This is a genomic window from Deltaproteobacteria bacterium (genome assembly GCA_009930495.1).
In the GTDB taxonomy this organism is placed as follows: domain Bacteria; phylum Desulfobacterota; class Desulfovibrionia; order Desulfovibrionales; family Desulfomicrobiaceae; genus Desulfomicrobium.
Map to the genome: position 1 here is coordinate 1 of RZYB01000073.1, position 12,277 is coordinate 12,277.

The 12,277-nt window shown below is 65.5% G+C and carries 11 protein-coding genes; 9 read left to right on the forward strand and 2 right to left on the reverse strand.

Features of this window, described 5'->3' with window-relative positions; all coding sequences use genetic code 11:
- The first annotated feature begins 3,768 nt into the window (after positions 1 to 3,768).
- The 9 genes from EOL86_07740 (at position 3,769) to EOL86_07780 (ending at position 10,440) form a co-directional block, all read left to right on the forward strand.
- Positions 3,769 to 5,085 carry an EscN/YscN/HrcN family type III secretion system ATPase gene (locus tag EOL86_07740; GenBank protein NCD25467.1) on the forward strand — a complete coding sequence of 439 codons (1,317 nt, stop codon included), beginning with the start codon at positions 3,769 to 3,771 and terminating at the stop codon, positions 5,083 to 5,085.
- A 2-nt stretch (positions 5,086 to 5,087) separates the two neighbouring features.
- A complete protein-coding gene (locus tag EOL86_07745) occupies positions 5,088 to 5,576 on the forward strand; it encodes a type III secretion protein (GenBank protein NCD25468.1) in 489 nt (162 codons plus the stop codon).
- A 23-nt stretch (positions 5,577 to 5,599) separates the two neighbouring features.
- Positions 5,600 to 6,208, forward strand: coding sequence for a hypothetical protein (locus EOL86_07750; GenBank protein NCD25469.1), 609 nt, complete (start codon positions 5,600 to 5,602; stop codon positions 6,206 to 6,208).
- A complete protein-coding gene (locus EOL86_07755; GenBank protein ID NCD25470.1) occupies positions 6,205 to 7,347 on the forward strand; it encodes a YscQ/HrcQ family type III secretion apparatus protein in 1,143 nt (380 codons plus the stop codon). Before EOL86_07750 ends, EOL86_07755 begins: the two co-directional genes overlap by 4 nt.
- Positions 7,334 to 7,987, forward strand: coding sequence for an EscR/YscR/HrcR family type III secretion system export apparatus protein (locus tag EOL86_07760; GenBank protein ID NCD25471.1), 654 nt, complete (start codon positions 7,334 to 7,336; stop codon positions 7,985 to 7,987). The genes EOL86_07755 and EOL86_07760 overlap by 14 nt, the downstream gene beginning before the upstream one ends.
- 13 nt (positions 7,988 to 8,000) lie before the next feature.
- A complete protein-coding gene (locus tag EOL86_07765) occupies positions 8,001 to 8,333 on the forward strand; it encodes an anti-sigma factor antagonist (GenBank protein ID NCD25472.1) in 333 nt (110 codons plus the stop codon).
- A gap of 8 nt (positions 8,334 to 8,341) precedes the next feature.
- Positions 8,342 to 8,758: an ATP-binding protein gene (locus tag EOL86_07770; protein ID NCD25473.1), complete on the forward strand. Its 417-nt coding sequence runs from the start codon at positions 8,342 to 8,344 to the stop codon at positions 8,756 to 8,758.
- Positions 8,755 to 9,519 carry a lytic transglycosylase domain-containing protein gene (locus EOL86_07775; GenBank protein ID NCD25474.1) on the forward strand — a complete coding sequence of 255 codons (765 nt, stop codon included), beginning with the start codon at positions 8,755 to 8,757 and terminating at the stop codon, positions 9,517 to 9,519. The genes EOL86_07770 and EOL86_07775 overlap by 4 nt, the downstream gene beginning before the upstream one ends.
- 108 nt (positions 9,520 to 9,627) lie before the next feature.
- On the forward strand, positions 9,628 to 10,440 hold the full coding sequence (locus tag EOL86_07780) for a hypothetical protein (protein ID NCD25475.1): 813 nt from the start codon (positions 9,628 to 9,630) through the stop codon (positions 10,438 to 10,440).
- 68 nt (positions 10,441 to 10,508) lie between these two features.
- Here the strand turns inward: EOL86_07780 and lpdA are convergent, their stop codons facing one another.
- Both lpdA and EOL86_07790 read right to left on the reverse strand, forming a co-directional pair.
- Complete coding sequence (gene lpdA, locus EOL86_07785; protein ID NCD25476.1) at positions 10,509 to 11,921, reverse strand: dihydrolipoyl dehydrogenase; 1,413 nt, start codon at positions 11,919 to 11,921, stop codon at positions 10,509 to 10,511.
- 119 nt (positions 11,922 to 12,040) lie between these two features.
- Positions 12,041 to 12,277 (reverse strand): glycine cleavage system protein H (locus tag EOL86_07790; protein NCD25477.1); only part of this gene is annotated, 237 nt, incomplete at its 5' end.

A 12,277-nucleotide genomic window follows, 5' to 3' on the forward strand; every position in this document is an offset into this window, starting at 1 on the left:
CAACAAACGGCCTCGATGCTGGCCATCATCGACGCGGATCCCAAAATCGGCGAAACATCGCGCGCCAGACTGCACGACCGGGTCGCGAACCTTCAGGACCAGGCCCTGACCGGACATTTTTCGGCCCTTGCGCATCGCGCCGAGTCCTCCCGCCTGTCTGGCCCCAGTCTGGAAGAAATCCAAACCAACCTTGCCGGCGAGACCCGCTTCTCGACCCCGCAAACCCGCGCCGATCTTCAAGCCCAGATCAACGAGCTCTCCACCCGCAACGCGGAACACCTGTCCTCCCGCCTGGAGGCACTGACCGCGTCCGCCGAGGTCGGAACCAGCGATCCTGGCGCCGCCTTCGCCAATTTCAACGCCGCGCTGCGTCAGCTTCGCCAGCGGGCCGGACGAACCCTGGTCGAGCCCCAACGCACGGCCTTCCTCGACCAGCTGGACACGGCGCGCGCCGCTGTCGGCGACCGTCTGGCCGGGGCAGCCCTGAACGCGGACCCGGCCCTGGCCGCCCTTGGCGGAGAACAACTCGCCCTGGCCAAGGAATTGTTTGTCCGCTCCGGCGGCGACACGACCATGATGACCCGCCTCGCCGCCATGGCCGCATCCGGCGGACTTGGCGACCTCGCCACAGCCGTGACCACGGCCAGGTCCAGGCCAAGCACGGACAACGCGACCCGCGCCGAGGCCCTGCTGGACCGGCTCACGCTGGATCATCTCGGCCTGGACGCCCTGGCCCTGGAACTCAAATTGGAATGCTGCCCCGAGGCGGACCGCGACCAATTCACGGCGCGCCACGCCTCGACCAGGGCCAACCGGGAAATCACCACCCTGATCCGCGCAGGCTTGGACGCACAAGACCTGCACGCCCTGGGCCTGACCGCCGACACCAGCATCGGCATCACCCAGCTGGAGAGCCTGGTGTCCGCCCTGGGCGAGGGCAACACCGCGCCCCGGGCGTTCGACCTGCTGCTCATCAAGGCCCTGTGGGCAGGCCGGGTGGCCGAAGGAAAAATCGCAACCAGCGATCCCGCGGCCTTTGCCGGCTTCCAAGGCGGCCTGCCCGCGCCCTACCGGGACACGACCAACCTGCGCGAGCTGCTCGGCCTCGGGCTGGGCAGCCTGGACGCCGTCAAAAGCCTGGGGGCCGACATCGCCCAGGCCGCGAACGCCTTGGGCGGCGGCAGGCACATCATGGAACTGTGCAAAAAGCTGGCTTCTTCCAATGACGTCTGGGCCGCGCGCACGGGCCTGACGGACATGGCCCGGAATCTTCTTCACGCCCACGGCGTCACCGGCACCCAGGCCATGCAGGGGGGACGGGCGCTGCGCGCGACCCTGCAGGCCGAACTCACGAAAAACGGCGGGGTCAACGCCCTGCGCGACAGTCTGCGCGAGGCACTGCGCCTCACGGAACACAACGTGACAGGGACCTACGAAGAGCAGCTCGCGGCCTTCGTCGTGGCCCCCAGCCCCGCCGACACGCCGGTCTCCCGCGTCATCGACGCCGAGGCCTCCCGTCTGTTGGCCCACGCGTCGTCCCTGGACGAGGCCGTGGCCACCGTGGACAGCGAAGTACAAAAATGGACCGCTCCGCTCCAGGATGTCGACGTGCCCCGCGTGGGTGGGGTCATCGATGTCGACAAAATGCAGGGCGAAACCCTGAGCACGGGCCTACTGGCGCTGCGCGACGTGCTGGACCACCCCGACCAATACGGAGACTGGATGGCCCAGCGCGACACCGTGGCTGACATCCATTTTCAACGACAGATCGAATTCACAAAAATGCGTGGGTCCTTTGGACTCACACGCTCGGACGATGTCAACGGAGCCTTCACCCGTCCTCTGGACGCCTTGGCCACGGCAACCTCGGCCGAAAAATTTGCCCAGGCGCGCACGGAAATCCTGGCCGTCATGGACGCCCACGGCCTGTCCGAAAAGTCCCAGGCCGTGCTGGCCTTGAAGACGCTGCGCGCCACCCGGAGCCTAAGCGGCGTGGAAAACATGCGTCACGCCCTGAAAAAAACCGAAATCCCCGAGGGCTCGCCGCTCCATGCCCGGATGCTCGCGGCCTACGCGCCTCTGCGCGGCACGGCCGACCGATCAAAAACCATGGGCCTTCTGGGCGCGGAACAACAACGCCTGGCCCTGGAAAAAGCCAAAACGGTTTACGCCTCGGCCCGCGACTATTTTTCAACCCAGGTCAACCAAACCGTGGACACCGCCGTGCGCCTGGCCGTGCTGGATGCCTTTCTGACCACGGGTCAGCACACCTGGACGACCATTCTGGAAGCGAGGGACCAACAAGCCGCCCTGGAAAATTGGGATTTTTTCCGAGCCTGCCAGACCAATCTGAAAAAGCTGGGATTGCCCGAAGACCTGGGAAATCTGGCCCTGAAGCATTTTCTGCTCAACGCGAACGCCCAAACCCTGGTCCGGACAGCCAGCCACAACGGCCCGAGCCTGGAGCGCAGGATACAGCACGGCCTGCTCACGTTCGACATTCCCGATCCCGTCCGACAGATCATGCACCAGGAAGAGGCACGCCAAGTGGCCACGGACCTTCTGGGGAGCCTGCGGCCAGGCCACGTCCTCAATCTGTCCCTGAAAGACCGCGTGACCGCGTCCATTCCCGTGTTTGAAACCGAGGCCGTGAACATCGGCGTCACTCTTGAGGCCGCGCTGGGCAACGGCATGGGACTGTGGCGCGACGCGTCCGGTGTGCATCTGGCCCTGGACAGAACCCTGGCCGCCGGAGCCGGCGTTTCCGTGGACGCCCTGTGCGGCACGCTCTCGGCCCAGGCCGGTGTCAGCGGAGCCCTGACCAGAGGCGCGCACCTGGTGTTCGCCGATGACGCCAAGTGCTCGGAATTTTTAGGTGCTGTTCTGTCCGGCACGGCCACGGAAAGGGACCTCGGCCTCTGCGCCAAGGCCTACGTCGTGCGTCAGGCAGCCGTCGAGGCGGGCATCGAGGCAACCGTGGACCTTACGGCCCTGATCCCATCGGAGCCCGACGAACAGAGTGCTGATTCCGGCGAGGACGACGGCAGCTGGATCAGCGCCGAGGCCCGATGCGGTGCCCGGGCCTCGGCCATATGGAAAAAAACCGGCAACGCCGAGGAACAGACCACGGAACGGGAATTCGCCTACGACCTGTCCCTCACGGTTGACGTCGCGCTGGGTGGCGACCAACTCGAATCCGTCACGCAAAACGTGGACAAGGCCGTGACCATCGCCGATTCGGAGGAAGCCGATCGCATCGGCGACAGGGTCCACGATCTGGCCGAAAAAATCGGCGACACCGCCTCGGCCACACTGGAGCTCAGCACCAATGTCCGGGTCCGGAGCACGGTGCACGCATCGACGGATGGGACGGTTGTTCACGATGCCGGCGTGACGCGCTCGAGCATGGCCCGGACTCCGGACGAGGTGACGGCGTTTCTGCGGCGTTTCGGCATTTCCGAAGCCGTTTGCGCCGACGTGACCCAAGACCTGGAGGACGCCGGCAATCCCCCGGCCACGGTCGAGGTGACATGGCGGATGCACGATGGCTCTCTGCGCCAGGCCAACGCCTCGCCGGCCCAACTTTCGGCGCTCATGGACAGGCCGGACAGCTTCGAGCTGGCGCGGGTGCGCATCGCGGTCGCGGAACAGACCACTGTGACTTCGGCCCTGAACCTTTCGGTGCTTGGTTGGGAGCATTCCGAATCCTGCGGACGGACCGCATTCAAGGACTACGACCCCACGTTCGTGGCGGTGTAAGGAACAACGATGGCATTTGAATACATCGGCGCTCTTCTGGAAGAAACGGTCCAGAACACCAGCTCGGTGGAAATCCGGGGACGGGTGGAGCAGGTCGTCGGGACCATCATCCGGGCCGTGGTGCCAGGAGTCAAGGTCGGCGAGCTGTGCGTGCTGCGCAATCCTTTTGATAGCTGGACGCTCAAGGCCGAGGTGGTCGGCTTCGTCAAACAGATGGCCTTGCTCACTCCCCTGGGGGATTTGCAGGGCATCTCTCCGGCCACGGAAGTCATCCCCACGGGGGAAATCCATTCCGTGCCCGTGGGCGAAGACCTGCTCGGCCGGGTGCTCGACGGCCTGGGCAATCCCATTGACGGCGGGCCGCCCCTCAAACCCCGCTCCCGCTATCCCGTGTACGCCGACCCGCCCAACCCCATGGTCAGGCGCATCATCGACCGCCCCATGTCCCTCGGGCTGCGGGTTCTGGACGGGGTGCTGACCTGTGGCGAAGGGCAGCGCATGGGCATTTTCGCCGCAGCCGGCGGCGGCAAAAGCACCCTGTTGTCGAGCATCATCAAGGGCTGCTCCGCCGACATCTGCGTGTTGGCCCTCATCGGCGAACGCGGCCGCGAAGTGCGGGAGTTCATCGAACACGACCTCGGCCCCGAAGGCCGTAAAAAAGCGGTGCTGGTGGTTTCCACGTCGGACAGGTCGTCCATGGAACGCCTCAAGGCGGCCTACACGGCCACGGCCATCGCCGAATATTTCCGCGACCAGAGTCGCAATGTGCTGCTCATGATGGATTCCGTGACCCGCTTCGGCCGCGCCCAACGCGAGATCGGACTGGCCGCCGGCGAGCCGCCCACCCGGCGCGGTTTCCCGCCGTCGGTCTTTTCGACCCTGCCGCGCCTCATGGAGCGCGCCGGCAACTCGGACAAGGGCTCCATCACCGCCCTCTATACCGTACTGGTCGAAGGCGACGACATGACCGAGCCCATCGCCGACGAAACCCGGTCCATCCTGGACGGGCATATCGTCCTGTCCCGCAAGCTGGCCGCCGCGAACCACTACCCGGCCATCGACGTACAGGCCAGCGTCAGCCGCGTCATGAACGCCATCGTGTCCAAGGAACACAAGGACGCGGCCCAAAAGCTGCGCAAAATTCTGGCCAAATTCGCCGAAGTCGAACTGCTGGTGCAGATCGGTGAATACAAAAAGGGCACGGACAAAGACGCCGACGACGCCCTGTCCCGCATCGACGCGGTCAACGCCTTTCTCAAACAGGGGCTGGACGAAAAAAGCTCCTTCGAGGACACCGTGCAGGCCCTGCGCAAGGTCGTGGCCTGACAATGGCCCGTTATCCGCTCCAACCCCTGCTCTCGGTGCGCCACTACCGCGAGAAAGCCGCCCAGAACGTGTTGCGACAGGCCGAACGGGCGGCCAGCGAGGCCGAGACCGCCCTGCGGGAGGCCGAGAAAGAGCTCGAGCGCTATCGTCTCTGGCGCATGGAGGAAGAGGACAGGCGCTACGCGGCCATCATGGGGCAGCTCTTGAGTCTCGACGACCTGGACGCATTCAAGGCCGGCCTCGGGAGCCTGCGCGACGGGGAATTGGCGCGCGAGGAAAACGTGGCCAAGGCCGGACAGACACGTATCAAGGCCCGCCAGGCCGTGGACGAAGCCAAGAGCGGATTGAACAAGGCCCGGCGCGACACGGCCCGAATCCTGGCCCACAAGGACATCTGGATGGCAATGGACCGCCGGGAGGCCGAACGCAAGGAAGACCTGGAAAGCGAAGAATTCAAACCCATGCCCGTGGGCGCGGGCCTTGACGCCTGAACCCGGTCGGGGAGAACACGCACATGCCGAATTTTATGAATATCGACGCAGCCCGCTTGGAGGCCGCCATCGCGACTTCGGACGACACGTCGGTTCCAAAAACGCCGGACACCCAAACCGTGGACGAGTTTCAGCGCTCCATGGAAAAATCAGAAACCATCGCCCGCGACCCGGACCTGGACATGGACGACACGGGGCGCCCCCCCCAGCTTCCGGTCACGCCACTGGAAACCATGTTTGCCGGACGCATGCCCACCACCGTGACGCCACCATCCCGGCCGGAAACGCCCGTGCCCGCCGGCGAACTGGCCGAAAAACTTCTGGAACGCATCCTTGTCGGCCGGGACTCCGGAGGCGACCAGGAAGTACGCCTGTATCCGAGCGCGGATATTTTGCCCGGAACGGAAATCCGCCTGCGCAAGGGAAACGACGGCCTGCTCCATGTCAGTCTGCTGACCGACGACCCCGCCTCTTTCCAAACCCTGGTCGCGGCCCAGGACAGTCTTAAAACGCGATTGGAAGAACTCGGAGGCCACGTGCGTGTCCATGTCGCCACCGAAAGCCGGGGCGAGGACAACGACTCAAACCGCCGCTCGCGGGGCTATGTCCCCGAAAACGAAGAATCCCGATGACAGGACGCCACATGCCCGAACACGTCAAGCCGTTCACCCCGGAACCGCTGAGCCCGCTTCAAGCCCACCTCGACAATATTTTGCTGACACGCGCCCAGCCCTGGCCCGTGACCATCGGGGACCGGGCCGGAACCCTGCGCGTCGTCCACGCCCCGTTTCCGTTCGAGCCCGCCGGCGTTTTGCGCCTGCTCCGGGGCGGTCGGGAATGGCGCGTCGATCTGGGCCACACGGAATTTCTCCGATTCCATCCGGCCGTGGCCCATCTGTCCCGGGACGAGGACCTGCCCGATCCCGTGAGACTGGCCATCCTGGATTTGCTCCTGGCCCCGCTGCTGCCCTGCCTGCAACGTTTTCTGGGCGAATCGGCAACCGTCGCCGGCATGACCCTGGGCCCGGCCGCGCCCCCGGAAGCGGAACCCGTGGCGGTCCTGAACCTGGCCCTTGATTTCGACGGTCAGGATGAATCGCCGCTTTTTTTGCGCGTGGCCGTGCCGGACAAGGACAGCGCCCTGGCCCTGGCCACCCGGATCGCGGCCCTGCCGGTCCGCCCGACCCAACTGGAACAGGTCGACCCGGACCTGCCCATCCTGGTCGCCATCGAGGCCGGCGACATGCGCCTGCGCCTGGAGGAACTATCCGGCCTGGAGGAAAACGACATCCTCCTTCCCCCGGACTATCTGGCGGCCCAGGGCCGTATCCGGCTTCGCCCGTGTCCGGGCCAGGGCTCCACATCCAGGGCCGGGGCCATTGCATGCGCTGTTCACGACACCCAGACCACGGTCCTCGCCATCGTGGCCACACCCGAGGAGACACCCATGAGTTCACCCAGTCCGTCCACGCCCACCCCGCCCCCGGCCGAGGCCACGGCCGAAACTCCGGCCGCCGCCGGCCCCCCGCCGGTGGGCAATATCGAGATCGATCTGTGTTTCGAGCTGGAGAGACGCACGTTGACGGTCAAGGAACTGGCCGCCCTTGTTCCCGGCTACACCTTTACCCTGGGATGCGACCCGCTGGCTCCGGTCAGCCTGCGCGTCAACGGCATGCCCATCGGCACGGGACGATTGGTCGACATCAACGGCGTGCTCGGCGTGCAGGTCGCCACCCTGACCAGGACCGGAGGACTGGATGCTGGGCGTTAATCCCCTGTATTTCATCTTTGGCATGGCGGCGCTGGGACTGGCGCCGTTCATGCTCATGATGGTCACGTCGTACGTCAAGATCGTGGTCGTCACCTCCCTGGTGCGCAACGCCCTGGGCGTGCAGCAGGTGCCGCCAACCATGGTCATGAACGGTCTGGCCATCATCCTGAGCATCTTCATCATGGCGCCCATGGCCATGAACACGGTCGAACTCCTGGAGACCACCCCCATCCCGGAAAAGCCCACGCCGGTGGAAATCGGTCGCGTGCTCCAGTCCATCTCGCCGCCGCTGCGCAAGTTTCTGGCGGACAACGCCAACGAATCCGTGGTGCGCGTGTTCATGAGCACGGCCAAGCGCATGTGGCCGGAAAAACTCCATAGCCGCGTCACCCCCGACAACCTGTTCATCCTGGTGCCCGCCTTCACCATTTCGGAACTGACCAAGGCCTTCCAGATCGGATTCCTGCTTTATCTGCCCTTCGTGGCCATCGACCTGATCATCTCGAACATTCTGCTGGCCATGGGCATGATGATGGTCTCGCCCATGACCATTTCCCTGCCCTTCAAACTTCTTCTGTTCGTCACGCTTGACGGGTGGATCAAGGTCAGCCAGGGCCTGCTGTTGAGCTACACCCAATAACACGGAGACACTGATGCATATCGATATTCTGGAAACAAACGGAGCGACCATCGTCAAGCCCGTGGGCAGCATGGACGCCACGACCACGGCCGTTTTCGTCACCGCCTGCCAGGACTGCCTGGCCAAAAAGGCCACCAAGATCCTCGTCGATCTCGCCGGCGTCGAATACATGAGCTCCGCCGGATTGCGCGGCATTCTGACCGTGCTCAAGGCCAGCCGGGGACAAGGCGTGCCCGTGGCCGTCTGCGGCCTGCAGCCCATGGTCGCGGAAGTCTTCAAGATTTCCGGCTTTTCGGCCATGATGCCTGTTCACGACACCCAGGAAGCGGCCCTGGCCGCGCTGTAGGCACCCTCATGCCCGCGCTGACCTTGCCCGCCAGCCTCGAACAGCTGGCCACCGTGAACGAGTATCTGCGCCATCGGACACCGCCGGCCTACGCCGCCATCCTGCCCCGTCTGCAGCTGGCCGCGGAGGAAATCCTGGTCAATGTGTGCACCTACGCCTACGCCGGAAAAACCGGCCAGGCCGAGGTCGATTGCCGTCTGGAACGGCATGACGGCCAGGAAATGCTGTGCCTCGGCATCAAGGATTGGGGGCCGCCCTTCGATCCCTTCACCGACGCGCCGACGCCGGATCTGGACCTGGGCGTGGACGAACGCCCCGTGGGCGGGCTGGGCATCCACCTGATCACGACCATGGCCGCGCGCCACGCATACACCCGCCAGGACGGGGCCAATGTCGTCAAGCTGTGCTTCACCGCGCCGGAATGACCTGTCCCGCCAGGCATTGTCTCGCGGCCCTGGCGTTGCTCGCGGCCCTGGGACCGGACCTGCATGCCCAGCCGGCGCGGGATCTAGCCGCCCAGACCACGCCCGGCATCCTGCATGAAGACATCACGGTCACCGAACGCGCCCCCCGGGCCCTGCGCCCGCTCCCGGCCTTGGGCGCGGCCCCTTCCGCCCACGAACCGGAGCGCGCCGCAGGGGCCGCGCCGCCAGCCGTCCAGAACGACCATTTGATCGACCACATGGACGTCTACGCCCTGTCCAGCCACGCCCGCTTTCTGGCCTTGCCACGCATGGTCCAGCCCCTGTTCGTCCGGGAAAGCATCCGGGGCCGGGCACACATGCCCACCACCGCCGAATGGAGACCGATCATCGACCAAGGCAGTCGCTGTTCGGGTCTTGATCCACGGCTGATCAGAGCCGTCATCACCGTGGAATCCGGCAACAATCCCGAGGCGGTCTCGCCCGTGGGCGCCCAAGGGCTCATGCAGCTCATGCCCGCGACACAAGCATATCTCGGCGTCACCGACCCCTTTGATCCGGCGGCCAATGTCCGGGCCGGGAGCATGTATCTGCGCGAGCAGCTCGACGCCTTTGGCACGCTGGAACTCGCCCTGGCGGCATACAACGCCGGACCTGGAAGCGTGCGGCGACACGGCGGCATTCCGCCCTTCGATGAAACAAAGAATTTCGTGCGGCGCGTCCTGGTGCTCTACCACGAAGCAGACCGGGAAAAGACGCCCTGAAACCGGACCGGACCGCCAGCCCGGCTCCGGCCAAAACAGTCACGCTCCGGGGGGCGCCCCCCGTCGGGCCCCTGCCGCACGCAACGCCCATCGCGCACGGAGGACAACATGCGCTTTTACCGCCATTGGGTCCGGGTGGAGGGAGAACTCCGCATCGACGGCACGCCCCGAAAGGCGATCTGTCACGGCCATTCGGACCTGTCCGAGGATGACGCCCGCGACCAGGCCAGGGAGCAACTGGCCGCCATCCAGACCAGGATCGACGCCGGGAAAAAACACCGCGAAAATTACGAGCCCTGCATCCGGGAAGAGGTGTTGCGGGTTATCGACGAACGCAATCTCATCTCGCGCAACCGCTACGGCGCCCAGGTGCTCAATTCCGAAAATATCGTTTTCGTCGACATCGACCGCGTGCACGAAGGGGTGACGCGGGCGCTCAAGCGCCTGCTGTTCGGGCCGAGAAAGCAATCCATGCGGGAGCGCATCGTGGACATGGTCCTTCAGCGGGCCGGCCGGCCAGAGTACCGCGACCTCGGCGTGCGGATCTACGCGACCCACGCTGGCGTGCGCCTCATTGTCGGGGGCAGGGAATTCGCGCCGGATTCCGACGCGACCCGGCGATTGTTCCGGGATTTTCACGCCGACGAACTCTACGCCAGTCTGTGCGCCAGGCAACAATGCTTCCGCGCCCGCCTCACCCCCAAGCCGTCGCGGATGAAATGCCCCGGCTTCAAGGTCCGCTTCCCCCGGACGGACGAGGAAGACCGTGCCCTGAAGGCGTGGCTGGTGGATTACGAACACAAATCCGGCCAATTCGCCGTGTGTTCCCTGCTCCAGGTTCTTGGGCCATCCTTCCGGCATCCGGTCATCGATCTGCACGACCGTCTGACCAAGGTTCACACGCGGCTGCCATTGGCTTGATAGACAAAAAAATGGATCCTGGGCCGGGTTGTCGCACGGCCCAGGATCCATTTTGAAAAACGAGGGATCTAGAGCAGGTGCGCCGTTTCGAGGATGCCCTCGGCCAGGGTGGGGTGGGCATGGATGGTGCGCGCCAGGTCCTGGGCCGTGGCGCCAAGCCGCATGGCCAAGGTCGGTTCGGCGATGATGTCCGAGACGTGCGCCCCGGCCAGATGCGCGCCCAGCAACCGCCCGCTGTCCGCGTCCACCACCAGTTTGAACAGCCCGGCCAGTTCGCCCATGGCCTGGGCCTTGCCCAGCTCGCGGAAGTTGCTCTGGGGACAGGTCACGTTAAAGCCTTTCTCCCGCGCCTGGGCCTCGGTCAGGCCCACCGTGGCCACCTCTGGGGAGGTGAACACCGCCGCCGGCACCACGGAATAATCCATGCTCTCCGAGGCTCCCAGACAGTTTTTCACGGCCACGAGCCCTTCCATGGCGGCCACGTGGGCCAGCATGATCCGCGCCGGACCCAGCACGTCGCCCACGGCGTAAATGCCCGGCACAGAGGTCCCGAGCTTCTCGTCGACCTTGATCCAGCCGCGCCCATCCGTGGCCACTCCGGCCCCGGCCAGGCCCAGACCAGTTGTGTTGGGCACCCGGCCCACGGCCAGCAGGACCATGTCGGCCTCCACCTCGCTCTCCTTTTGCGCCGAGGGCGGAAGGTTCGCGACAAAGGGCGATGGTCCCAGGGTCACCCGCACGCCGGCGTCGGTCACCTCGGCCTTGCTGGCCGTGCGGGCCAGCTCGCAGCCAATGCCGCGCTTCTTCATCTCGCGCTGGACAAGCTTGCTCAGATCCGCGTCGATGGACGGCACGGGCAGAATGCGGTCCAGCCCCTCGACCACCGTGACCTTGGCGCCCAGGGCCTGGAAAATAAACGCCAGCTCGCACCCGATGACACCGCCGCCAACCACCAGCATCCGCTCCGGGACAGATTGCAATTCCAGGGCATCGTCGCTGGTGATGATGCACGCGTGGTCCACCGGCAGGCTCGGAATGTCGAGAACGCTCGATCCCGTGGCAATGATGACCTTGTCTCCCTCCACCTCGCGCACCGCGCCATCCGCGTCGTGCACGCGCACCAGACCGGCGTTCACGACCTCGCCCCGTCCGCGCAGCAGCGTGACCTTGAGCTTGGCGCAGGTCTTTTCCAGACCGCCGCGCAAAATCCCGGTGACCTTGTTCTTGCGGGCAATGATGGCCGGCATGTCGGGCCGGGCCTCGCTAGCGCCCGTGATTCCGAACTCCGCCAGACGCCGCGCCGTTTCCAGGGCCTCGGCCGAGGCCTTGATGGTCTTGGTCGGGATGCAGCCCCAGTTCAGACAGGTGCCGCCCATGTGGACGGCTTCGACCAGGGTGACCGACGCCCCGGCCCTGGCCGCGGCAAATGCGGCCGTGTACCCGCCGGGGCCGCCGCCGATGATTGTGATGCGTTGCGACATGGCAACCTCCTCATGAGTGGTTGAAACCCGGAAGCCCGATCCTTCCCGAAACGGCGGGATCGGTTCCAGACCGGCCACGTGGCCGTCCCGGGAACGTGGAGGGAGTGATGCGCGAAAAATCAGGCCGACACAAGCCGCGCGTACTCCGCCGCCGGGATGGTCTCCTCGGACGCGTCGTCGGCCGTGATGCGCGCCAGCCAGCCGTCTCCGTAGGGATCGGAGTTGACCAGTTCGGGCGCGTCGTTCAGGGCCTCGTTCACCGCCACCACGGTCCCCGACAGGGGAATGATGGCCGGGGACACCACCTTGGCCGACTCGATTTCGGCGCAGGACACGCCCTGGTCGAAATGCGCGCC

Bases quoted from the DNA above. Each gene is read 5' to 3' on its own strand.
- EOL86_07740 (NCD25467.1), top strand. From the start codon at position 3,769: ATGGCATTTGAATACATCGGCGCTCTTCTGGAAGAAACGGTCCAGAAC.
- EOL86_07745 (NCD25468.1), top strand. From the start codon at position 5,088: ATGGCCCGTTATCCGCTCCAACCCCTGCTCTCGGTGCGCCACTACCGC.
- EOL86_07750 (NCD25469.1), top strand. From the start codon at position 5,600: ATGCCGAATTTTATGAATATCGACGCAGCCCGCTTGGAGGCCGCCATC.
- EOL86_07755 (NCD25470.1), top strand. From the start codon at position 6,205: ATGACAGGACGCCACATGCCCGAACACGTCAAGCCGTTCACCCCGGAA.
- EOL86_07760 (NCD25471.1), top strand. From the start codon at position 7,334: ATGCTGGGCGTTAATCCCCTGTATTTCATCTTTGGCATGGCGGCGCTG.
- EOL86_07765 (NCD25472.1), top strand. From the start codon at position 8,001: ATGCATATCGATATTCTGGAAACAAACGGAGCGACCATCGTCAAGCCC.
- EOL86_07770 (NCD25473.1), top strand. From the start codon at position 8,342: ATGCCCGCGCTGACCTTGCCCGCCAGCCTCGAACAGCTGGCCACCGTG.
- EOL86_07775 (NCD25474.1), top strand. From the start codon at position 8,755: ATGACCTGTCCCGCCAGGCATTGTCTCGCGGCCCTGGCGTTGCTCGCG.
- EOL86_07780 (NCD25475.1), top strand. From the start codon at position 9,628: ATGCGCTTTTACCGCCATTGGGTCCGGGTGGAGGGAGAACTCCGCATC.
- lpdA (NCD25476.1), bottom strand. From the start codon at position 11,921: ATGTCGCAACGCATCACAATCATCGGCGGCGGCCCCGGCGGGTACACG.